The following is a 22,342-nucleotide window of genomic DNA, read 5'->3' on the forward strand; positions in this document are numbered from 1 at the left end:
GCACAAACAGACCGATCTGGTGCGTTTCCCCGATAACAACGCAGCGGTGTCCGCACTGAATAACGGCACGCTCGATGCCATGTTCCTCGACTACGAAGCAGCCAAAGATTATGCCACCCGCTTCAAGCTGGTCACGGCGGCGAACATCCCTTCATTCGACGCGCCTGCGGGTGTCGCCATCGCCAAAGGCAAGCCCGAGTTCAAATCGGCGCTGGATAAAGCCATCAAAGCGGCGATGCAGGATGGGACCTGGAAACAGCTGTACCAGAAATGGTTCCCGGGTTCGCCAATGCCGCAACAGTATCTGCCCGGCGGCCAATAACCCTGCGCATCGTTATGCGTGAGACTGCATCCGGTGACGGCGCATGTCCGTCACCCGCAACCGAGAATCGGCTATGGATCTGATCACTATTCTTTCCCGTACGTTTTTTGATATTCCATCGATGATGGACGTCCTGCCACAGCTGCTGGCAACCGGACTGGTGAACATCATCATTATCTCCGTGGCGACCACCGTGCTGGGCACGCTGTTTGGCCTGATACTGGCGCTGATGGGCATTTCGCCCTCGCGCTGGCTGCGCGTACCCGCGCGGCTGTATACCGATCTGTTTCGCGGCTTGCCTTCCATCCTCACCATTCTGTTGATTGGTCAGGGCCTGGCGCGTTTCAGCTATCAGCTGTTTGGCCCTACCCCTTATCCTCCGCTGGGCATTTTTGCCCTGAGCCTGATTGCCAGTGCTTACATGGGCGAGATTTTCCGCTCCGGTATTCAGAGCGTGGAACAGGGGCAGATGGAAGCCTGCCGGGCGCTGGGTATGAGCTATGGCCGGGCGATGCGCCTGGTGATCATTCCGCAAGGCATCCGCCGCGTGTTGCCTGCGATAGTCAATCAGTTCATCGCCATCATCAAAGACTCGTCGCTGGTTTATCTGCTGGGCCTGATGACCGGTCAGCGTGAGCTGTTCCGCGTCGGTCAGGATGCCGACGTGCTGAGCGGCAACCTGTCACCACTGATGCTGGCCGGGCTGTTCTATCTGGTGATCACCGTGCCGCTCACCCACGCCGTGAACTATATCAACGTCCGCTACCGTACCGGACGTCGCCGCGCCACCGCGCCACAAAGCGGCCTGAAGGAGCTCGATGAAGTGCAGCAAAAGCGCAACGTGGTTCCGGCGGTCTCCCTTACCAGCGAGCAAGGACACTAATATGGCCATGCCATCTGCATTTCACGGCGCCAGCCTCGAGCTGCGCAATCTGACCTTGGCGTACGGCCCGATTGAGGTGCTGCGCAATGTGTCGCTGAGCATCGAACCGGGCACCACCACCTGCATCATCGGTCCCTCGGGATCGGGAAAATCCACCTTACTGCGCGGTATCAATCGCCTGCATGAGCCGAAGAACGGTGATGTATTACTGGCCGGGCGCTCTGTCCTAAAGGACAAGCCCGATGCGCTGCGGCTGAGAATTGGCATGGTGTTTCAGCATTTCAACCTGTTTCCCGATCACAGCGCGCTGGAAAACGTGGCGCTGGCACCGTGGAAAGTGAAAGGCCGCCCGAAAGCCGAAGCGCTGGAGATTGCCCGTCAGCGGCTGGCCGAAGTGGGTCTTGCTCAGCGAGCCGATCACCGTCCGCGCGATCTCTCCGGTGGCCAGCAGCAGCGGGTAGCGATAGCGCGCGCGCTGGCGATGGAGCCGGAAGTGATGCTGTTCGATGAAGCCACCTCGGCACTCGATCCTGAGCTGGTGAAAGGCGTTCTGACGCTAATGGCTGATTTGTGCCAGCGCGGCATGACCATGGTGGTCGTGACCCATGAGATGGGCTTCGCCCGGCGCGTGACCGACCAGGTGGTGTTTATGGATGAAGGCGAAATCGTGGAAGCCGGCACGCCGGAACAAATCTTTGATCGCCCGCAATCCGCGCGCCTGCAGCGTTTTCTGTCGGAGGTACTGTGATGACGCATCGGTACTGGTGGCGTGTGGCCCGTGGACGCCGGAAGTGGTTGCCCCGCTCGGCGTGCACATCCCCAACGGTTCTCCGGTCTCTATGCTGGTGACCAGCCAGCCCTGCGATCACAGGCTGCAGGTGGTAATGAATACGCCGCGCGCGGCGGTCCGGCCTAATCCCGGCAACACCATCGCCGTCGATCATGACTGGTATGAAGAACACATCGCCGCGCAGGCCGACGGACAGTACAACATTGATACCTCAGTCATTAACCAGCTGATGGCGGAAGCGGGTAACCTGATCGGTGACGGCGCGCCGCTGAAAGCCAGCAGCTGGAAAATTGGTGTCAAGCCGATTCCTAGCGATGGCGAACCGGTGGTCGGTGAGCTGCAGAAGGTTCCCGGCTGTTTTGTTGTCTTCACCCATTCCGGCGCCACGCTGGCGTTGATCCTCGGTGAGATACTGACGCAGGAGATGCTCACCGGCGTCAGACACCCGATGCTGGCAACCTTCCGCCCGGAAAGATTCAGCTAACGTCAGGGCCAGCGCCACGAAGGAAGTGGCGCTGGATACGCGCCCTGTTGCCTGCCACACACCGCTCCTTTGCCCGATCCCATCGCCTCATCCACGCGCCCTTTTCGTTTCCTGGCAGGTCTGATATCAGCGTATTGCCGGTTTCTTTTCCGATGACAACCGCTAGGGCCAGATAAAATAAGAGTCCGCTATTGAGGCCATAAAGTTTCAGCGGCGGAAAATGTCACATTTTTCATGCAAATCACGACAATCTGAACACAGGAAAACCCTTATGCGTATCGCCATACTCGCCCTGGAAGGCAGCGTACTGTCCGCCGTTGCCGGAATGACCGACCTGTTCTGGATAACCAATAAAGCGATTGCCTCTTCCCCCGTGCACGCCGCACGCTTTCCCGATAAAGCTTTTGAAACGCTGATTGTCAGCGCCAACGGTGACCCGGTGTGGGATACGGAAGGCCGCCTGATTCACATCGACAGCTCGTTTCAGGGGGCCGGTGCGGTTGATGTGGTGATTGCGCCCGGCATGTTGCTGGGGCCCGACCTGCAACCGATCAACCTCGACAGTATCCGCCAGCTGGTTTAACAAACTCTATCAGCAGGGTGTCTGGGTTGCTGCTGCGGGCACCGGTGGCGTGATCCTTGGCGAGGCGGGTTTGCTGAATGACCGTTCCTATACCACCACCTGGTGGGTCAGCCATATGCTGCAAGCGCGCTATCCGCAGGCGCGACCGGCGAAAGGCAAAACGTTGGAGGAAGACGATCGCGTCATTACCAGCGGTGGCTGTTTTTCGTGGATATCACTGGCCCTGTATATCATTGAAAAAAGCGCCGGTAAGGCGGTGGCGAATCTCACCTGGGAGATGTCGCTGGCCGATAACCCTGTGCTGCACACCCACCTTCCAGGCTCGCCGGGTACGGGGAAAAGCAGCACACCGTTTCTGGTGCGGGCGCAGGAGATTATCCGCTTGGAAAATCCCGCCATCAATGCCGCGCAGCTGGCAGCCGCGCTGAACGTTACCGGGCGCACCCTGCAGCGCAGAATGAAAGCCCTGTCGCAGGAGACGCCAAAAGAGTTTATTACCCGCATCCGCATTGAACTGGCCTGTACCATTCTGGCCAGCACCGACGTCAGCGTGCGTCAGACCGCCTTGCAGTGTGGCTACACCGAAGACACCGCCTTTCGTAAAGCCTTCCATCAGGTGATGGCGATGACGCCAGCCCAGTATCGTGAGTGGATAGCACACCGTAAGGCGCAGGTAATTAGCGCAAAATAATACGCCACTCATTTTGAAAGTTATTTAATTACTTCAAAATTAATGATCCTGAAAAGTTAATTTATTCATGATTTTTGAAATAACCTTTTGTGAGGTCATGCCGATGTACGGTGGGTTGTCCCTTTATTCCTTTTAACTTTTTTACCAGGTAACAATATGATGAATATCACTCAAAGACTTACCCTGGCTTTCATTTTACTCTCAGCTTCACTGGTGGTGACGGGCATTATTTCTGTGCGACTGTTAGGGGGTTTTCAGGAGCGCTTTGAATATGTTCAGGTCAATGCGATTCCCTCTATTCGCGACCTGTCCGAACTGATCGATCGCAACAATAAAATGTCGTTCTCCTTGTATAAACATCAGAGTCAGACTGACAATGAGCGCATGCCGCCGGTCGAGAAAGAGATCGCCCAGCGCATGGCCGACATTAAAACGCTGGCAGAATATTATTTAGCCAATGATATCTCCGGCGACGAAGATAAATACCCAGCAGGCCAACCGTCTGGCCGGTAACGCGACAGAACTTTCAGACGCCAGCGCGGTGTCGCTGGGCAATATGCTCAACACCATGGCGGAGATCCGCTCCAGCTCGAAAAAAATCACCGAAATTGTCACGCTGATCGAAGGCATTGCCTTCCAGACCAATATCCTGGCGCTTAACGCTGCCGTCGAAGCGGCGCGCGCTGGCGAACATGGAAAGGGCTTTGCGGTGGTCGCGGGTGAAGTGCGCAACCTCTCGCAGCGTTCGACCTAGGCGGCCAAGGAGATCAAACAGCTTATTGATACCTCCTACAGCTTGGTGGAATCGGGTGCGGTACAGGCCGAAGCGGTGGAAGAGAACATGGCAGGACTGAAAACCGCGTTCCGTCAGGTGAATGACCTGGTAAGTGAAATCGCTGCTGCAGCCGAAGAGCAGAACACCGGCATCTCGCAGGTGCACTTGGCGATTAATCAGATGGATTATGTAACGCAGCAGAATGCGGCGCTGGTGGAGGAAGCCTCCGCCGCATCCGCGTCATTGCAGGATCAGGCGCAAACCCTGTCCGGCCTGGTGAATCAGTTTTCATTGGCCGCGTCCGCGCGACCTGTTGAGCGCCCGAAAACGGTCTCTGCGGTGAAACGTCCAGCTGCTGTACCTGTGGCCGCCGGGCACGGCATGGACGCGGACTGGCAGAGCTTTTAACCCAATACGGCCAGCCAGGCGCTAAATAGCGCATTATTCCGGACCGGCGTGACGTTGACGGCCGGTCCGGATTGGCTTAGGTGACAGCCGATCAAAGCAGCTGGCTGAGGTGCAGCTGCCCCATCAACAGCGGATTATCGCTGTAATCTACCGGAATCGCCACCACGGCCTGTCCTTCTACCTCCATCGCCCGTCGCAACGTGGGTTCCAGTTCAACTGCGCTATTCACCGAAAAACCAGCGGCACCAAACGCCTGCGCGTAAGCTTTGAAATCGACCGGCCCGAAGTTCACGCCGGACACGCGCTGGTATTTCTTCTCTTCCTGAATCGCCACCATGTTATAGCCATTGTCGACCCAGATGATGTGCAGAATATTGGCCTTTAACCTGACGGCGGTTTCCAGCTCCATGCTGGATTGCAGAAAGCCGCCGTCGCCCGATACCGAGACCACTTTACGAGACGGATCGACCAGTCAGGCGCCAATCGCCCATGGCAGCGCCACGCCCATGGTTTGCTGCCCGTTGGAAATCATGATTTGCCGTGCCCGGAAGCTGTAGAGGTAACGGGCAATCCAGATATGAAAACTGCCCATGTCTACTGTCAGGCTGACGTCACTGTTAATGATGTCCTGCATCGCCCGGACGATACACAGCGGATGCAAGGCGAACTGATCGAGGCTGGCACCCTGCATCGCCAGCAGCTGACGCTGTTGCTGGCGATCCTGCAGAATGGTGGCGGCAGCGTCGCTGAGCTGCAGCGGCGACGTGATTTGCTCGGCAATTTTGCGCACCGTCCCGGCGATATCACCCACCAGCTCGGCGTCGGGTTGATAGTGGTTATCGGTCTCGGCGGGCAGCACGTCGATATGAACCAGCAAGGCGTTGCTGCTGTTCCACATTGCCGGTTCATACTCGACCGGGCTGTAAACCAATGGTGATAATCAAATCCGCCTGCTGGAGCAAGCGGTCACCTGCCTGATTGTTAAACAGGCCAACCCGCCCGGCAAAGCGTGAGAAGTGCTCCTGCCGCACCGCGCCCGCCGCTTGATAGGTGCTGGTCACCGGAATACGGCTTTTGCTCAGCAGTTCATGAATCGCCGCGCTGTTCTCCGGCTGGCTGGCCATCAGGCCCAGCAGAATCACCGGATTTTTCGCCCGCGCCATCTAGCGGCTTACGGCATCCACCAGCGCGTCGGGCGCAGCGCCCAGCGTGATGTGTCCTGTACGCTGTAACAGGCTGCCTGACACCGGCTGGTCAACAATGTCCTGCGGCAGACTGAGGAACGATGCGCCGCCGCGCCCGTTTTCGGCATGGCGAAACGCGTTCGATACGCACTCAGCGAGCGCCGACGCATCAGTGACTTCTACGGCAAATTTGGTCACCGGGCGAAACATCGCCACCGTGTCCATGCTTTGATGCACCTGTTTGGCACTGTCAGAGCGCTTAACCGCCCCGCCGATCGCCACCACCGGATCGCCTTCGCTGGTGGTGGTGGCCATGCCGGTCACTAGGTTTGAGCAGCCGGGCCCGGAGGTCACCAGCGCTACGCCGGCGTGGCCGGTCAGGCGGCCAATTGCCGCGGCCATAAACGCCGCGTTAGCCTCATGACGCACCGGAATCAGCTGAATGGAGGAATCAACCAGCGAATCAAACACCTTGTCGATTTTGGCGCCGGGAATGCCAAAAATATGGTTAACGCCCTGCGCTTCCAGCTGGGCGACGACCAGGTCTGCGCCACTGTTCCACAGCGTCTGGGTTTTAAGCTGTTTCATGATCACCTCTGCGATTAACTTTCGACGGAACGGATCGCGGCATCCAGATCCTGAGGATTGAGATCGGCCTGTAAAAACTCGCGATCCTGCGGCAGGTCGACCACCAGCTTGCTGATGGCACCAAACGTCAGCGTGCCCTGCTCCAGGATATGCCCGCCGCCCTGACGATCGTCGGTGATGAAGTGCTCGTGATAGCCGGCGACGTTAATACCCTGCATATATTGCGGTGTGCGGAATCCAATCAGCTCACCGTCGCGCTGGCGAAAATCGAAGGTGGGCTGATTGCCTAGCACTTCCGGTATAGAGCGATACGGGCGGCACTGGCAGGGCACAGTGCGCGTCTGCACGGAGGCAAATCGACCGCTCAGGCGCAGCGCGCAGAAATGGTTATCGGAGGTGATGATGCGATCAATCACCTGATGGACGTCATCGCGTTTGGCGGTGTGTGCAAAGCGGTGCTGATGTTCCGGTTTGAAGAAGGTCATCACGGCGAACGGGGTTTGTTGTTCAGGCCGTGCCGGGCTGGCGCTGCCATCGGCGCGCAGCTGATAAACCTGCCGGTCAAATGCCACCAGTTCACCATCCAGCTGATTGAACGTGCCGAGGCCAAAATCGCCCTTCTGCAACAGCTGCGCGACGGTGGTTGAACCGTCATAGACGCCGTTGAGCAGCGCACTCATCAGGGGGGTCTGATAGATAACCTTTTCTGGTGATTGCTGTCCAAGTTGAGTGACGGATTCCTTTAGCTGATCTTCGCATGAACAATCAGATACAAAGTTACACATTTGCTGCCTCACAATCAGATAGTTAAGCCGTGTTAATATCATTGTGGGCTACATAGCTCACAGAATCCAATAGTGAAAACTGCCAACTTCGAGACGTTTTTGATATGGAACTTCGCCACCTGCGTTATTTCGTTGCCGTTGCTGAAACGCAGCACTTTACCCGCGCCGCCGAGTTGCTGGGCATGTCGCAGCCACCGCTTAGCCAGCAAATCCAGCGGCTGGAGTACGAGATCGGCACGCCGTTGCTGAAGCGCCTGACGCGCGGCGTTGAACTGACCGATGCGGGCCGGGCGTTTCTGCCCGATGCGATAGCGATTGTGCAGCTGGCCAATATGGCGCTGGAAAAGGCGCGCGGCGTGGCGCGGGGCATGAGCGGCCAGATGTCACTGGGTTTTGCCAGCTCGGTCGCGTTTGGCGCGCTGGTGTTTGATCTGATTCGCGCCTTCAAAACGCGCTACCCGGCGATGGAGCTCATCACACGGGAAGAGAACATGGCGCTGCTGATGCAGGACTTAGGGGAAGGTTTGCTGGATGCGGCGTTCATTCGTCTGCCGTGTGAGAGCAGTAAGGCGTTTAACCTGAAAGTGATTGCCACGGAGGAGATGAAAGTGGCGCTGCCAGCCAGCCATCCGCTTAGCGACCTGCAGAAAGTCTCGCTGGCGCAGCTGGCAGACGAGTCACTGATCATCTTTCCGCGTGAAGTGGCGCCCAGCCTGTATGAATTAATTGTCAGCACCTGTCTGCGTGCCGGCTTCGCTGTGCTGCGTCAATAATCCACAGCTGGTATTTCGTAACATTGAAAATAATACGCTGTTCACCGACATTGCCTTTGCCTAGCGTCGCAATCATCCGGCCAAAACGGTGTTACACCTGCTGAGTTTGATTAACGGGGAATAATTTGAGAGGGAAATCTGACGTCTGCTGTGACAGAGCGGGTTTAACATGAGTTTATACAACGTTAGCCGGTATGATAAATATAACGGCGGGTGCGTTTTTTTATCAGGATAATAATACGCAGCGATACTATTATTTTGCTCATCAATCACTAAAAACCAGCATTATTACCCGACTCGACCCTGCCAGAAATTAATAACGCCTTCATTCTCAGTGTGTAATGCCTGCACGTTCTACTTAATTAGAGTTAGCAGCAAGGACGCGTAATCTGTTATCGCCAGACTGATAAAAATAATACGATAAATTATCAGAATCGTCGCTGCTTAAAAATTTCGTTAAAGAAAATAAAAATGACAGATGCCGGGGTTAAGCCTACCATGAGAGAGATCATATATAATATTTACGCTTATTAACCACGCCAGCGGCAGGGGGTTGCAGGCCGCATACTGTACTTTTTGCTGTTAAATTTCGCACCGGACCCAGGCCGGCGCGGAGGAAATTATGCTGATGAATTTCAACGGTGACGACGATCGCCGCGCACGGGCATTGAAGGCGCTGCGTAGTCGCGACGAAAGCCGTGACGACGTATTACAAAACTTTGTCCGGCTGACCAGTCAGGCACTGGGTATTCCAGGTAGCTTTGTGTCCGTGCTTGATGATGAACATCAGTATATCTGCGCCGCCCATAATTTTGCGCTGAAGCACTCGTCCCGTGACGACTCGCTGTGCCGCCACGCCGTGGACAGTGACGGCGCGGTAGTCATCTCCGACACCCTGCTGGATGCGCGTTTTGCCCACCATCCGCTGATCATCGGTGCCCCTTTTATCCGCTTTTACGCCGGTGTGCCGCTGAGGCATCGCGATGGCTATGTGCTGGGCACGCTGTGCGTCACGGACGTCGCGCCACACTCGTTCAGCGCTGATCAGGTGAAGGTATTACAGCTGCTGGCCGATCTGGTGATGTCATTCCTGGAAGCGTGGCACTGTGCCGGCTTCACCGATCCGGTCACGGCACTGCCCAACCGGCAGCGCCTGATTCGCGACCTGCAGCGGCTGGCCTCCATCGGGGATCGAACGCCGCAGCGGCTGATCCTGATCGACTGCATTGATATGCCGCGCGCCTACGAGCTGGCGCGCTCCATGGGGATGGGGCCGGTGGAAAGCCTGCTGAAGCACGTCACCACGTTACTGCCTTTGCGCCTGCAGCCCGGTGCGGACGACATCATTTATACCGTCGCCACCGGGCGTTTTGCGATTCTCACAATGGACAACAGCCCGCTGACCGCCGCATCGGTGGCGGAAAACCTGGCAGGGATCAGCGCGGATTTGGGCGCGGGCATCTCTGTCGCCCTGACCTGCTTTACCGGCAAGGTCATTTTCACGCCAGCAGAACTTCGCGCGCAGGAAGTGCTGCGCCGGGCGGTGAGTGCGCTGCATGAGGCGATTGGCAACCGGGTGCCCGCCATGAGCTTCAGCCTGGTGGCCGATCAGCGCCGCACTCAGGACTTTCTACTGATGAACGATCTGGCTGCGGCACTGCAACAGGATCAGGGCCTGTGGCTGGCGTTCCAGCCGAAGATTTGCCTGAACAGTGGTCGGCCCGTCGGACTGGAGGCACTGGTGCGCTGGCGGCATCCGCAGCGCGGCGAACTCGCTCCCGATCTGTTTATCCCGCTGGCGGAACAGACCGAGCTGCTCAGTGCCTTAACCAGCTGGTTGACCGACAAGGCGATCGCCAGGCTAAAACGCCTGCAGCACAGCCCCCTCCAGCTGCCGGTGACCATCAATATCAGCAGTCGCGACTTCTCTGATCCCGGCTTTGCCGATGCGCTGGAAACGAAGATGCTGCAGGCCCGCCTGCCGACATCGCTGCTGGGCATTGAATGCCTGGAGACCGAGCAGATTATTGACAGCCCCGCTGCGTTACAGGGGCTGGAGATGCTCAAGCTGCGTGGGTTTGGCATCTCGCTGGATGACTTTGGCACCGGCTACAGCAATATCGGCTATCTGCGACGGATGCCGCTTGATGTAATCAAGCTTGATCGCGCGCAGCATCATTATGAAGGCGTAGAGAATGTCGACACCGTTGCCGCGCTGGCGGAGTACGGCTGCGATCAGGCGCAGGGTTACTTCTATGCGCGCCCGCTGCCGGAAAGCGAGCTGGATGCGTGGCTGACGCGCCAGCTCGCGGCACAAAGCTGAGGTGAGGTTCAGTGTACGCCGGGGAGCGCCCGGTGTACGGTCAGTGGCAATGCGATAATCTGTTAGCGTTGAGCAAAATGACACTTTCACGGTGAAACAGAAATACCCTGCATTGTTTTAGATAATGCGCTTCACGGCCTCGCTATAAACTTCCGCGCGTTCTCTTTTACCAACGGAAATCACGAAAACCACCACCTTCTCGTCTATCACCTGATAGACAAGGCGATAACCTGAAGACCCGAGCTTTATTTTGTAACAGTCAGGCATACCGCGAAGCTTGTTCGCTTCAATACGGGGTGCCTCAAGTACTTCAGCCAGCTTTTTTTTTAATTGTTCACGTACCGTCGAGCCCAGCTTTCGCCATTCCTTTAGTGCCCGCTCGTCAAAATCCAGAAAATAGGCCATCAAAGGTCATCCAACGTCACACGAACTGGCTTAGGCTTGCGAAGTCGCTCTTTCACTATTTCGACCAGCTCAGCATCGTCGTCGCTCAGCAGTGTCTGTTTGAACGGTAAACGTTCATTTTCGGCGATATATTCAAGCATGAGACGAAGCGCTTCAGAGGGAGTCACCCCCATTTTCTCAAGCGCAGCGTAAGAACGTGCTTTGAGTTCATCATCAATACGCAGGTTGATGCTGCCCATGTCCTACACCTCTTGTAGATACAAATGTCGTTACAAGTATTTCACTCCCTCATGCATATATCAAGTAATGCCCAGCGTTATACGCGCTCTGCGAGGTAATGAGATTCACCGCAACACGACTTCTGCCCTAAACGTAGCCCATCAGTTTCAGCATTGACTGCGCCTGGTGCATCGCTTCGGCGCGATGGGTGACGCCCAGCTTCTGGTACAGATTACGGATATGGGTTTTGATGGTGGTCGCCGCGACGTCCAGCTCGCCGGCGATCAGATCGTTGCTGTAGCCGGAGTAGATCAGCCCCAGCACCTGCCATTCTCGTTGCGTCAGCGGGCTGGTGCGAATCAGCTCCGGCACATCCGGGTGGTTCAACAGCCGGCTAACGAAGCTCTCATCGAAATGGGCAAACTTATGCCGGTGATACTTGTTGATCTCACTGAGAATGCGCCGGGCCCGATGCTGATCGAGTTCGCTCAGCGTATTGAGCTGGATTAACTGGCGCAGTTGCTGCGCCATCATTTCGCCCTCAATCACGAAGTGGCTGACGAAGCCCGTGCTGCGTGCCAGCTTCACCGCTTCGATCAGCGCCTGCTGCGCCTCCGCTTTGCGCGCGGTTTGCCAGTAGATTTGATTCAGAAGCAGCAGGTTACGGTTTAAATCACTCATCAGTCGCAGCGCATGCGCATTCTCATTCAGCTCATCGAGGATCACTTCGGCCTGGCTGAGATTGCCCAGCAGGATCTGCGCCCGCGCCACATTGCGCCACTGGCCCTGCAAAAAATGATTGTTGGCAAAGGCGGGTTTATCGGTGTGGCGCATCCAGTGGCTGGCGCTCTGCGCATCGCCCGTCATCTGCCAGTAGATCAGCCGCACTTTGTCGGCGTTGGCAATCCAGTCGCTGTGCAGCACGCCGTTATTCATCAGGTTTTCCAGCCGGCTGAGATAGCTGCGCGCATTATCCAGATTGCCGCGTGCCAGCGAGCACTGAATCAATAGCCCAAGGCACTGGATTTGCTGCTGGGGCGGATACCCTTTTCAGGACTTTGATGCCTGCGCGCGCGGCGTGTTCGGCCTCATCCAGCCGGCCCCACGCCCACATCAGCTGCGCACGGATGCGCAGTAAAAACTCGTGCAGCGGGAAGTTCGCCAGATGCTGTTCGCTCACCAGCACAAACGCTTTTTCCTGAATCTCCCACGCAGACTGTAAAAAGCCCTGCGCGAACAGGATTTCACTCTGCTGAATCAGGCTCCACAGCGCGTAATGCCAGGCTTCATCGCGGCGCGCCATCTGTTCGGTTTGCCGCATCAGCGCCAGCGAGTTGGTCAGGTCGCCTTTGCAATGCATCACTTCGCCGTGCACTGAGGTGGCCACAATGCGGCTATAGCGACGCGTTTCCGGCAGTGTTTCCAGTGCCAGCCGCGCCAGCTGCTCTGCTTCATCGGCGTTGCCGTGATTGATGGCCACCTGTGCGCGCACCGCATTGAATTCACCCTGCAGCGCAGCGTCGATTTCACAGTTGCAGCCTTCCTCAAAGCGTGCCAGCAGCCGGTTAACTTCAGAAAAGCGATGCTGGCTCTGCATCAGCTAGGCCTGCAGCAGTACCAGTTTCGGGCTGGCCAGCAGCGTGCGCCACGGCAGCGCATTCAGCGACTGCTCAAGCAGCGCCAGTTCGCTGCGGTTGAACAGCGTCCACGCATGCTGCAGCAGCACTTCGCGCAGCATATCGGTATCGCCGGACGCCAGCGCATGATGAATCGCCTCGCCGGGAAAACCCTGCGCCATCCAGCTTTGCGCGGCCGCGCGGTGAATGGCCGGTAGCTCGCTGGCCAGCTCCCATTCGCAGCGCTGACGCAAAAAGCTGCCGAACAGCGGGTGATAGCTGAACCACTGCCCTGAATCATCCATGCGCTGAATAAACAGCCCCTGACGTTCAATTTCTTCCAGCCGCATGCGCCCATTGTCTTCACCGGTAACGCAGGCGACCAGTGCATCATTCATCAACTGCAATAACGCGCTTTTCAACAAAAAATGGCGCGTGGCGGCATCGACGTTATCCAGCACTTCCTCGACCAGATAATCGGAAAGGTGGCTGGCATTGATGCCGGAGAGCCGGCGTGCGGAGTCCTGCGCTGACGCTGCGCCTTGGCGGGTGGACAGTGCGATCAGCTGTAACGCGGTCGCCCAGCCTGCTACATCATCACACAGACGGCTGCTCTCATCCGGCGCGAGCGGCGCACTCAGGCGGCAGTCGAAGAACTGTTTCGCCTCCTGATGGGTAAAGGCCAGCTGCTGGCTGCCCAGTTCAAGCAGTTGTTCACGCACGCGCAGATTAGCAATACCCAACTGCGGCAGATTGCGGGACAGCACCACCAGCGTCAGGTTATCCGGCTGATGGCGCAGGAAAAAGCGCATAGCTTCATGCACGGCGGGATTAGTGATGTGATGATAATCATCGATGATCAGCCACAGCGGCTGCTGCCACGCGGCCAGCTCATTAAACAGCTGGGCAAACAGCGCATTGAGGTTCACGTACTGACGCTTTTGCGCCAGCGTCTCGCTGCGGCTGCATGCGCCGCGGGTAGCCTGCTGCAGGGCAGCGATCAGGTAATCGGCGAAGCGCTCAGGCTGATTGTCGCCCTCATCTAATGAATACCAGCCCAGCTCGCTTTTATCAGCCGCCCACTGCGATACCAGCGTGGTTTTGCCGTAGCCCGCCGGACTGGCAATCAGCACCAGCCGGTAATTCGCCGCTGCGCTAAGCTTTTGCAGCAGACGATTTCGGGTAACCGTGCTTTCAAGACGAACGGGACGACTCAGTTTTGAGGGTATCAACATGGGCGCACGCTTCTCCGTTAACGTTCAGCGCATAATTTTTTTACGCTTCGTAATTAATAGTCATACACATTCGGAGATTCGGTTACTGAATGCAAGCGAACTGATCAGTTATGCTTTACAATAGCGAGTGTTATCACACTCCTGCCACGCTTTCAGATTTACCTCAGCCTCTCCACCCTCCCTGTCCTCCCCGTGGAATTTTCTGCAGGAGGAGGTAGCCGCCTGGCGGCACCGTCACACTGCCTGTAACCCTATTTATTCGACTGGAGTTTCCCTATGGCACTGCCCACGTTTGACTCTGACCGTTTTTCTGCCGCGCTGGTGCGCCAGTGGCAACGTTTTGGACTGCCGGATGCGCAGGCCATGAGCGCCGACCAGTGGTGGCACGCGCTGAGTGGCGCGCTGGCCGAACTGCTGGCGGATATACCCCGGCGCAGCCGGCCGCTGGCGGACAGCGCCACGTTAATTATCTGTCGATGGAGTTTCTGCTGGGCAGGCTGACCGGCAACAATCTGCTAAATCTCGGCTGGTACGACGGTGTAAAAGCAACGCTGGCCGCAGCAGGCGTGGCGCTGAGTAACGTGCTGGAGCGTGAAACCGATCCGGCGCTGGGCAACGGCGGTCTGGGACGGCTGCCCGCCTGTTTTCTCGATGCGATGGCCACCACCGGCCAGCCTGCAATCGGCTATGGCCTGAACTACCAGTACGGTCTGTTTCGCCAGCATTTTGTCGGGGGCGACAGCCTGCTGCATCAGGGGCTGTTTGATGCGCTGCACGCGGCGAGAAGAGCACAGGATGGCTCGGGTTATGGCTGGCAACACTGGCCGGCCGAATGGCAGCAGGCCAACAGTGCGGCAGTGCTGGCGTTCCGTATTGAGCACAGCGACGAGGTGCGTTTCTACATGTGGCTGCAGTGGCTGGCGGCAGAGCAATTCGCCGCCTGCTGGCAGCTGTGTCAGCAGCAGCAGATGGCGATCGGGCTGTATCGCGACCTAGCGGTGGGCGTGGCGGCGGATGGCGCGGAGACCTGGCGCGATCGGCAGCTTTACTGTCTGGACGCCAGCGTAGGCGCGCCGCCGGATATCCTCGGTCCGCTCGGTCAGAACTGGGGATTGCCGCCGATGGACCCGCAGGTGATGGCCGCGCGCGGCTACGAACCGTGGATCGCCCTGCTGCGCGCCAGCATGCGCGACTGCGGTGCGCTGCGCATTGACCATGTGATGGCGCTGCTGCGTTTATGGTGGATACCGAAGGACGAAAGCGCGGCGCACGGCGCCTATGTGCACTATCCGGTGGATGATTTGCTGGCGATTCTGGCGCTGGAGAGCCAGCGTCATCGTTGCATGGTGATTGGCGAGGATCTGGGCACCGTGCCGGAAGCCATCGTCGATAAACTGCGCGACGCCGGTGTGTACTCCTACAAAGTCCTCTACTTTGAGCAGGAATCGCAGCGCCGCTTCCGCGCACCAGCGGCGTGGCCGCGACAGGCGATGGCGGTCACCACCACCCATGATATGCCGACGCTGCGCGGCTGGTGGCAAAGTGACGATTTACGGCTGGGCAGCGAGCTGGGACTTTACCCCGATCGGGCGGTTCTCGCCGGCCTGTATCGCGAGCGGCGCCTAGCCAAACAGGCGTTGCTGCGTACGCTGGCCCGCAGCGAGTGTGCGCTGCTCGGTTTACAGCCGGAGGAGTGGCTGGATATGGCACTGCCGGTCAACGTACCGGGCACGGTCAATCAGTATCCCAACTGGCGACGCAAGCTCAGCGTAACGCTGGAAGCGATGGCGGAGGATTACAGAATCGATGCATTGCTCACGGCGGTACAAGCACGCCAGCATTAACGTAAGTAGCGCGAAACCGACCTGCTGCAGGCAGGTCGTTGTGCCATAAAAAAGGTGCGCCGAAGCGCACCAGGTGGGGCAACTCAGCACTGTCGGGGCAGTTTCACCCCTTGCCTTTAACACTGCTGATAAAGGTTTGCCGCGCCGATGTCGACCCCAGACGCTCCGCTTCATCCAGCAGCTTCAGCACTTTATCGATATTGCCCTGTTGCACCGCCTGACGAATGCTCTGATTGAAATAGCTTTCCGTCTCATTCACCAGCGGTGCCGGTTTAGGCGCTGGCGCGCGCTCCGCTGCGGCGGCTATTGCCGGTTGGGTGCTGTCGACGGTGACAGCGGCAGGCGCGGCAGAGCCAAACAGCGGGCCGACCAAAATGGACGAGCCGGAACTGGTTGCCACTTTCAGTTTGATTCTGCCGTCGCGACTGTGACGCGCCACCGGGTCGGGAATATCCGGTACCGCATGGCCGGTGCCTTTGGCATAGGCTTTGGCCGGATCCAGCAGCGTCGTGGTCTGGGTTAAATCTTGGTCGGTGGTGAACACCAGCAAATAGATCTTCTGCTGGCCCGGCACCGGCGTCAGCTTCATCACCCCTTCCAGCCGGTCGGCGTTCATCACGCCAGGCTGCTGATAGCTAAAGAAGTGGCTCGGAAACCACGCGGCCGGCTGCAGGTTTTCGTCCAGTACCAGCACATTAGGAGCGAAGACCTGATTTTGTACCACCTCGCTGCTCAGCGTAACCGTCAGCTCGCCCTGATTGGCAGGCTGGCTGTAAGCCGCGATGGCACCGCTGACGCCATGCACATCAAGCGGCGCCGCGCTTTGTGTCAGCGTGGTGGTTTGTGCACGCGAAGCATCTACCGGCTGCCAGCTTAGCTGCTGCAGCCGCGCGGTGGGAATGGAGGGTGCCGCGGAAAGATCCTGCGGCACCAGATTGATCTCAGCCTGTACTGGCGCAATCACGCCGGTCAGCAGCGCGCTGCTCAGGCAGAAGGCGATAAGATTTTTTTTCATTGTGATATCCCAACAAGCTGTCAGGCAGCGGCGTGGGCCAGGCAATGGCCGCCGCTGTCCGAAAACGCCGTGCGTCTGGCGCACGGCGGGTGTTTGCTTAACCTGCGTAGCGTCTTACCACCAGATTTCGATCTGTGCGCCGAAGGTCCACTCATCGTTGTCGCCACGGCTGTTGGTGAACAGACCGTTGCCGCTGCTGTCCGCCGCGGCCAGCGAAGTGATATCGCCAGAGGCGTCTTTGCTGTAGCCCCACTTCTCATCCCATCACCCAAAACCGTCAGGCGCTGAGTCAGTTAACTGCCCGGCTGCCGGACGATCGCGAGCTGGTGATGAGTTCGCTGCGCCAGTTTTCCGGCACGCGACCGCTGTATGTGCTGGACGCACCGGGACAGCTGAGAAATCAGCAAAACGGCGCCCGCTATCAGGCTAACCGGGACACGGGGTTCTATCAGCAGATCAATGCAGATGACAGCTGGGCCAGCGAACAGCTCAGCCCCGGCTTTACCGTTGGCGCGTGCTGGAAAAACTTTGCCCGCGTGTTCACCGATGAGGGCATTCAGAAACCATTCCTGGCGATATTTGGCTGGACGCTGCTGTTTTCGCTATTGACCGTGCTGCTGACGGTAGCGGTGAGCATGGTGCTGGCGTGTCTGGTACAGTGGGAAGCGCTGCGGGGCAAGGCCATCTACCGTGTGATGCTGATTCTTCCCTACGCGGTGCCGGCATTCATTTCGATACTGATTTTCAAGGGGCTGTTTAACCAGAGTTTTGGCGAAATCAACGTCATGCTCAACGCGCTGTTTGGCTTCAAGCCGGCGTGGTTCAGCGATCCGACGCTGGCGCGCGCCATGCTGGTGATCGTCAATACCTAGCTTGGTTATCCCTACATGATGATCCTGAGCATGGGCTTACTCAAGGCGATCCCGGACGATCTTTACTAGACTTCCGCGATAGATGGCGCCGGGCCGCTACAGAATTTCTGTTTGATTACGCTGCCGCTGCTGCTGAAACCCCTGATGCCGCTGATGATCGCCAGCTTTGCTTTTAACTTCAATAACTTCGTGCTGGTGCAGCTGCTGACTAATGGTGGCCCCGATCGACTCGGCACCACCACGCCGGCGGGCTACACCGATCTGCTGGTTCAACTACACCTAGCGCATCGCCTTTGAGGGCGGCGGCGGTCAGGACTTCGGCCTGGCTGCAGCCATCGCCACGCTGATCTGCTGGTAGGTGCGCTGGCGGTGATTAACTTGAAAGCGCTACGCATGAAGTTTGATTAAGGAGGCGTTATGGCCATGGTACAACCGAAATCGCAGAAGCTGCGTCTGCTGCTGACGCACCTGCTGCTGCTGTTTATCGCGGCAATCCTGTTCCCGCTACTGATGGTGATTGCCATCTCGCTGCGCAGCGGCAATTTCGCTACCGGCAGTCTGATCCCGGAACAGATTTCATGGGAACACTGGCGGCTGGCGCTTGGGTTCAGCGTCACCCATGCCGATGGTCGCGTGACGCCGACGCCCTTCCCGGTGCTGCTGTGGCTGTGGAATTCAGTGAAGATCGCCGCCATCAGCGCCCTGGAGATCGTGGCGCTGTCGACCACCTGCGCCTACGCGTTTGCCCGCATGCGCTTCGCCGGTCGCGCCAGTTTGCTAAAGGGCATGCTGATTTTTCAGATGTTCCCGGCGGTGCTATCGCTGGTGGCGCTCTATGCGCTGTTTGACCGGCTGGGGCAATATCTGCCGTTTTTCGGCCTCAATACCCACGGCGGCGTGATCTTTGCCTATCTGGGCGGCATCGCGCTGCACGTCTGGACCATTAAAGGCTATTTCGAAACCATTGATGGTTCGCTGGAGGAAGCGGCGGCGCTGGATAGTGCCACGCCGTGTCAGGCGTTTCGTCTGGTGTTGCTGCCGCTTTAGGTGCCAATCCTCGCGGTGGTGTTTATCCTGGCGTTTATCGCCGCGGTCACCGAAGTACCGGTCGCCTCGCTGCTGCTGCGCGATGTCAACAGCTATACCCTCGCGGTCGGGATGCAGCAGTATCTTAATCCGCAGAACTATACTGTTGGGCGATTTCGCTGCTGCGGCCGTGCTGTCCGCCATTCCCATCACGCTGGTGTTTTTACTGGCGCAGCGCTGGCTGGTGAGCGGGCTGACGGCGGGCGGTGTAAAAGGTTAAAGATTCATCAGTACCACTGCTTCCTCAACGGCAACCACCTGTTGAGGTTTTGGCGGCCAATGGCCGCCGTTTTTATTGCGCGCATAAAAAAGTAGAGCGCTGTGGCCCCACTCTGTTTGCTGATTGCGCTGTATTATTCCGGCAGTGCGTAAATTACCACCAGATCGCCCACCTGATCCTTCAGGATGGTGTTACCGTCGGCGACAAAGGCGACATATTGGCGGCCTTTGAGGCGGCACGACAAGGATGTTAATTACCGACGCTCAGTCCGCAGGGTATTTAAACCCTGCGGACTGAGTAAGAGTTAAATAAGGCGTTACGTGTTAGCCCTGCAATTCTTTACGCACAATCTCCGCGCCGGCACTTAATGCCTGCAGCTTGCCGTAAGCCACATGACGCGACAGTGGCGTCATGCCACAGTTGGTGCTTGGATAGAGTTTATCGGCATCCACAAACTGCAGCGCTTTACGCAGCGTGGCAGTCACTTCTTCCGGCGTTTCGATGGTGTTAGTGGCGACATCAATCGCGCCAACCATCACTTTTTTACCGCGAATCAGTTCAATCAGATCCATCGGTACGCGGGAGTTCTGACACTCCAGCGAAACGATATCGATGCCGGAACTCTGCAGTTTAGGAAAGATCTCCTCATACTGGCGCCATTCAGTGCCGAGCGTTTTTTTCCAGTCGGTGTTGGCTTTGATGCCGTAGCCGTAGCAAATATGCACCGCGGTCTCACATTTAAGTCCTTCGATGGCGCGTTCTAAGGCGGCAATGCCCCAGTCATTCACCTCGTCGAAAAAGACGTTAAAGGCGGGTTCGTCAAACTGAATAATATCAACGCCAGCGGCTTCTAATTCGCGCGCTTCCTGGTTGAGAATTTTAGCGAATTCCCAGGTCAGCTTTTCACGGCTTTTATAGTGATCGTCATACAGTGTGTCGATCATGGTCATCGGGCCAGGCAGCGCCCATTTAATTGGACGCTGCGTCAGTTGACGCAGGTATTTGGCATCATCGACAAAGACCGGTCTCTGCTGGCTCACTTCGCCCACGACGCCGGGTACGCTGGCATCATAGCGATTACGAATGCGGACCGTTTTGCGATTTTCAAAGTCAACGCCGTTAAGGTGTTCCATAAAGGTGGTGACGAAGTGCTGGCGCGTTTGCTCGCCGTCGCTGACGATATCAATACCGTCCTGCTGCTGGTCGTCCAGACATAAACGCAGCGCATCCTGTTTGCCCTGAATCAGCTCATCGCCCTGCAATTTCCACGGCGACCATAATGTCTCTGGCTGCGCTAGCCAGGAAGGTTTCGGTAAGCTGCCAGTCGTTGACGTCGGTAATAATGTTTTCATTAATCAATAACCTTATTTATTCGTTAATCAAAGAGCGAAATGATCAGACCACTGTTTCAGAATGCTGTGGTAAGGCTTAATAAACTGCTCTTCGGTAAATTTGCCCTGCTCAATCGCCAGGTGGGTACGCTCTTCGCGATCGTAAACAATTTTGGTCAGCGAGTGATCCTGATGATACAGGTCTGGCTGATATTCAATGCCCGCCGGCGAGTTCGCATTGTAAATCTCCGGGCGGTAAATCTTCTGGAAGGTTTCCATGGTACTGATGGTGCTGATCAGCTCCAGGTTACTGTAATCACTGAGCAAATCACCCGCGAAGTAGAAGGCGAACGGCGCCACGCTGTTGGTCGGCATGAAATAGCGCGCTTTGAGCCCCATTTTGGCAAAATAGAGGTCGGTCAATGAAGATTCATTTTGCTGGTATTCAATGCCCAGCATCGGATGCTGGTTACCGGTACGAAGGTAAATATTTTTGCTGGAGACGCTGAGGCAAATTACTGGCGCTTTGCGGAAGTTAGCCTTATACGTCTCTGAGTTGACAAAATGACGGAAAATATTGCCGTGCAGCACGCCGAAGTCGTCCGGAATACTGAAACCGGAACGATCTTTATTATGCTCGGACAGCAGAACGCTGAAATCATAATCACGCACGTACGAAGAGAAATTGCTGCCGGTGATCCCTTCAATGCGCTCACTGGTTTTTTTATCAAAAATGTTGGTCTTCAGGACCTCAATCGCCGGAAAGCTTTTGCCCTCGCCGCCTGCACCCAGATTAATTTCTACGGAAATGATATCGAGTTCAACCGCATAGCGATCGCCTTTCGGGTTGTCCCAGTTCGCCAGCGAATTGAAACGGTTGTTCATCATGATCAGCGCGTTGCGCAGATTCTCTTCACGATTGCTGCCGCGCGCCAGGTTGGCAAAATTGGTGGTAATGCGCGTATCTTTGGAAGGATTGTAATTCTCATCAAAGCGCGTGCTTTTATACTAAAGGTAAAATCATTTTTCATCGCGAGCGGGCATCCTGATTTCTGCTTGCAACCTGACGCTGTTCTCTCCTTTGCCAGAGTTCTCAAAACGTTTACAGGTTTGCAAATTCAGCAGTGGTTATATTGTCGAAAATATTTAACATGACCTTAGTTATGCCAGAGTCCCTGCGTGAGGAAAAGTGATTAAATTTCAAAGCAAGATGAGCTAACCTGGTATATCACTGGGATTACGCAACCTTTTAGCTGTGTCTGGTCTGCATAAAACCGTCAAAGGGGTGTTTATCAGCAACTGATTGTGTGTTTGAATCCAGTTTCCAGAACCGTATCTTATCGCAAAATCAATACCCTCACCTGCCACATTTACAACATTATTATTCGTCTGAATATTAATTTCGACAGAAGGATGAAGGTTTCGGAATTTTTCAATTTTTGGCAAAAGCCATCCTAGGGCAAATGTGACTACACATGATAAAGTTAAAGATTCTTTAACTGAACCCCCTTCAAAACGACGATATGCTTTTTCAATTTTTTGAAATTCATCCGTAATACTCGCAAAAAGCATCCTGGCTTCGTCTGTCATTTCAAGCTCCTCTTGGGAGCCTTTTAAAAAGAATTATGCCAAGTTTTTTTCCAGAAGCCTCACCTGCTGGCTTAATGCGGCATGGGAAAAGTAAAGTTCGAGGCCAGCTTTAGTAAAATTAAGATGACGTGCAGAACTTTCAAATGCACGCAGTGCATGAAGTGGAATATCGTTTTTCATTCTAACCCCAGAATAACTTATGGCTAGCATAAATATATATCATTACACCTCCATTTGAAAGTGATTTACGATCTTATCAGAAGGATAAATAAACGGTAAAAGTCATTTAAACTACTCAATATCATTCAACCAGGTATGCT

General features: G+C 56.3%; 15 protein-coding genes and 10 pseudogenes. 14 read left to right on the forward strand and 11 right to left on the reverse strand.

Features of this window, described 5'->3' with window-relative positions; genetic code table 11:
* Positions 1 to 7: 7 nt before the first annotated feature.
* From AC6I8M_RS12840 to AC6I8M_RS12875, 8 genes and pseudogenes are all read left to right on the forward strand, one after another.
* Positions 8 to 322, forward strand: a pseudogene (locus AC6I8M_RS12840) (transporter substrate-binding domain-containing protein); the annotation flags it as partial.
* A 73-nt stretch (positions 323 to 395) separates the two neighbouring features.
* Positions 396 to 1,205: an amino acid ABC transporter permease gene (locus AC6I8M_RS12845; RefSeq protein ID WP_010617145.1), complete on the forward strand. Its 810-nt coding sequence runs from the start codon at positions 396 to 398 to the stop codon at positions 1,203 to 1,205.
* Between the two features lies 1 nt (position 1,206).
* On the forward strand, positions 1,207 to 1,953 hold the full coding sequence (locus AC6I8M_RS12850; protein WP_010617146.1) for an amino acid ABC transporter ATP-binding protein: 747 nt from the start codon (positions 1,207 to 1,209) through the stop codon (positions 1,951 to 1,953).
* 7 nt (positions 1,954 to 1,960) lie between these two features.
* A pseudogene (locus AC6I8M_RS12855) lies at positions 1,961 to 2,479 on the forward strand (NAD(P)/FAD-dependent oxidoreductase); the annotation flags it as partial.
* Positions 2,480 to 2,750: 271 nt separating this feature from the next.
* The gene (locus AC6I8M_RS12860) at positions 2,751 to 3,062 is read left to right on the forward strand and encodes a type 1 glutamine amidotransferase family protein (RefSeq protein WP_318285207.1); all 312 of its coding nucleotides are present in this window, start codon (positions 2,751 to 2,753) and stop codon (positions 3,060 to 3,062) included.
* A 49-nt stretch (positions 3,063 to 3,111) separates the two neighbouring features.
* Positions 3,112 to 3,753 (forward strand): helix-turn-helix domain-containing protein, encoded by a 642-nt coding sequence (locus AC6I8M_RS12865; RefSeq protein ID WP_022547120.1) that lies wholly within the window; start codon positions 3,112 to 3,114, stop codon positions 3,751 to 3,753.
* A 159-nt stretch (positions 3,754 to 3,912) separates the two neighbouring features.
* On the forward strand, positions 3,913 to 4,266 hold the full coding sequence (locus AC6I8M_RS12870; protein ID WP_498013814.1) for an MCP four helix bundle domain-containing protein: 354 nt from the start codon (positions 3,913 to 3,915) through the stop codon (positions 4,264 to 4,266).
* Positions 4,235 to 4,936: pseudogene (locus tag AC6I8M_RS12875) on the forward strand (methyl-accepting chemotaxis protein); the annotation flags it as partial. The gene AC6I8M_RS12870 and the pseudogene AC6I8M_RS12875, both read left to right, overlap by 32 nt.
* A gap of 91 nt (positions 4,937 to 5,027) precedes the next feature.
* Here the strand turns inward: AC6I8M_RS12875 and alsS are convergent.
* Both alsS and budA read right to left on the reverse strand, forming a co-directional pair.
* Positions 5,028 to 6,708 (reverse strand): annotated as a pseudogene (alsS, locus tag AC6I8M_RS12880) (acetolactate synthase AlsS).
* 14 nt (positions 6,709 to 6,722) lie between these two features.
* Positions 6,723 to 7,493 (reverse strand): acetolactate decarboxylase, encoded by a 771-nt coding sequence (gene budA, locus AC6I8M_RS12885; protein WP_010617149.1) that lies wholly within the window; start codon positions 7,491 to 7,493, stop codon positions 6,723 to 6,725.
* 104 nt (positions 7,494 to 7,597) lie between these two features.
* Here budA and AC6I8M_RS12890 point away from each other — a divergent pair.
* Positions 7,598 to 8,330, forward strand: a pseudogene (locus AC6I8M_RS12890) (LysR family transcriptional regulator).
* A gap of 558 nt (positions 8,331 to 8,888) precedes the next feature.
* Positions 8,889 to 10,589, forward strand: coding sequence for an EAL domain-containing protein (locus AC6I8M_RS12895; RefSeq protein ID WP_010617152.1), 1,701 nt, complete (start codon positions 8,889 to 8,891; stop codon positions 10,587 to 10,589).
* Positions 10,590 to 10,706: 117 nt separating this feature from the next.
* Here the strand turns inward: AC6I8M_RS12895 and AC6I8M_RS12900 are convergent, their stop codons facing one another.
* The 3 genes and pseudogenes from AC6I8M_RS12900 to malT form a co-directional block, all read right to left on the reverse strand.
* Positions 10,707 to 10,994 carry a type II toxin-antitoxin system RelE family toxin gene (locus AC6I8M_RS12900; RefSeq protein WP_058948895.1) on the reverse strand — a complete coding sequence of 96 codons (288 nt, stop codon included), beginning with the start codon at positions 10,992 to 10,994 and terminating at the stop codon, positions 10,707 to 10,709.
* Entirely contained in the window at positions 10,994 to 11,233 is a 240-nt protein-coding gene (relB, locus tag AC6I8M_RS12905; protein WP_010617154.1) for a type II toxin-antitoxin system antitoxin RelB, read from the reverse strand. The genes AC6I8M_RS12900 and relB overlap by 1 nt, the downstream gene beginning before the upstream one ends.
* Positions 11,234 to 11,360: 127 nt before the next feature.
* Positions 11,361 to 14,064, reverse strand: a pseudogene (gene malT / locus AC6I8M_RS12910) (HTH-type transcriptional regulator MalT).
* Positions 14,065 to 14,340: 276 nt separating this feature from the next.
* On the opposite strand from malT, the gene AC6I8M_RS12915 reads away from it, so the two are divergent.
* Together AC6I8M_RS12915 and malQ are read left to right on the forward strand one after the other, a co-directional pair.
* A complete protein-coding gene (locus AC6I8M_RS12915; protein WP_010617155.1) occupies positions 14,341 to 14,565 on the forward strand; it encodes a hypothetical protein in 225 nt (74 codons plus the stop codon).
* A complete protein-coding gene (gene malQ / locus AC6I8M_RS12920; RefSeq protein ID WP_010617156.1) occupies positions 14,541 to 15,908 on the forward strand; it encodes a 4-alpha-glucanotransferase in 1,368 nt (455 codons plus the stop codon). The genes AC6I8M_RS12915 and malQ overlap by 25 nt, the downstream gene beginning before the upstream one ends.
* 103 nt (positions 15,909 to 16,011) lie before the next feature.
* Here the strand turns inward: malQ and malM are convergent, their stop codons facing one another.
* On the reverse strand, positions 16,012 to 16,923 hold the full coding sequence (gene malM / locus AC6I8M_RS12925; protein ID WP_010617157.1) for a maltose operon protein MalM: 912 nt from the start codon (positions 16,921 to 16,923) through the stop codon (positions 16,012 to 16,014).
* A gap of 114 nt (positions 16,924 to 17,037) precedes the next feature.
* Positions 17,038 to 17,187 (reverse strand): annotated as a pseudogene (gene lamB, locus AC6I8M_RS12930) (maltoporin LamB); the annotation flags it as partial.
* On the opposite strand from lamB, the pseudogene malF reads away from it, so the two are divergent.
* Positions 17,187 to 18,203, forward strand: a pseudogene (gene malF, locus AC6I8M_RS12935) (maltose ABC transporter permease MalF); the annotation flags it as partial. The pseudogenes lamB and malF overlap by 1 nt on opposite strands.
* 9 nt (positions 18,204 to 18,212) lie before the next feature.
* Positions 18,213 to 19,101 (forward strand): annotated as a pseudogene (malG, locus tag AC6I8M_RS12940) (maltose ABC transporter permease MalG).
* Positions 19,102 to 19,424: 323 nt separating this feature from the next.
* Here the strand turns inward: malG and AC6I8M_RS12945 are convergent.
* The 4 genes and pseudogenes from AC6I8M_RS12945 to AC6I8M_RS12960 all read right to left on the reverse strand — a co-directional run bounded on the left by AC6I8M_RS12945 (position 19,425) and on the right by AC6I8M_RS12960 (position 22,202).
* The gene (locus AC6I8M_RS12945; RefSeq protein ID WP_010617161.1) at positions 19,425 to 20,453 is read right to left on the reverse strand and encodes a methionine synthase; all 1,029 of its coding nucleotides are present in this window, start codon (positions 20,451 to 20,453) and stop codon (positions 19,425 to 19,427) included.
* Between the two features lie 27 nt (positions 20,454 to 20,480).
* Positions 20,481 to 21,463, reverse strand: a pseudogene (locus tag AC6I8M_RS12950) (DUF1852 domain-containing protein).
* Between the two features lie 184 nt (positions 21,464 to 21,647).
* Positions 21,648 to 22,022 carry a LysR substrate-binding domain-containing protein gene (locus AC6I8M_RS12955; RefSeq protein ID WP_022547107.1) on the reverse strand — a complete coding sequence of 125 codons (375 nt, stop codon included), beginning with the start codon at positions 22,020 to 22,022 and terminating at the stop codon, positions 21,648 to 21,650.
* Between the two features lie 33 nt (positions 22,023 to 22,055).
* The gene (locus AC6I8M_RS12960) at positions 22,056 to 22,202 is read right to left on the reverse strand and encodes a LysR family transcriptional regulator (RefSeq protein ID WP_498013406.1); all 147 of its coding nucleotides are present in this window, start codon (positions 22,200 to 22,202) and stop codon (positions 22,056 to 22,058) included.
* Between the last annotated feature and the right edge of the window lie 140 nt (positions 22,203 to 22,342).

The sequence above is a fragment of the Type-A symbiont of Plautia stali genome (genome assembly GCF_059731155.1).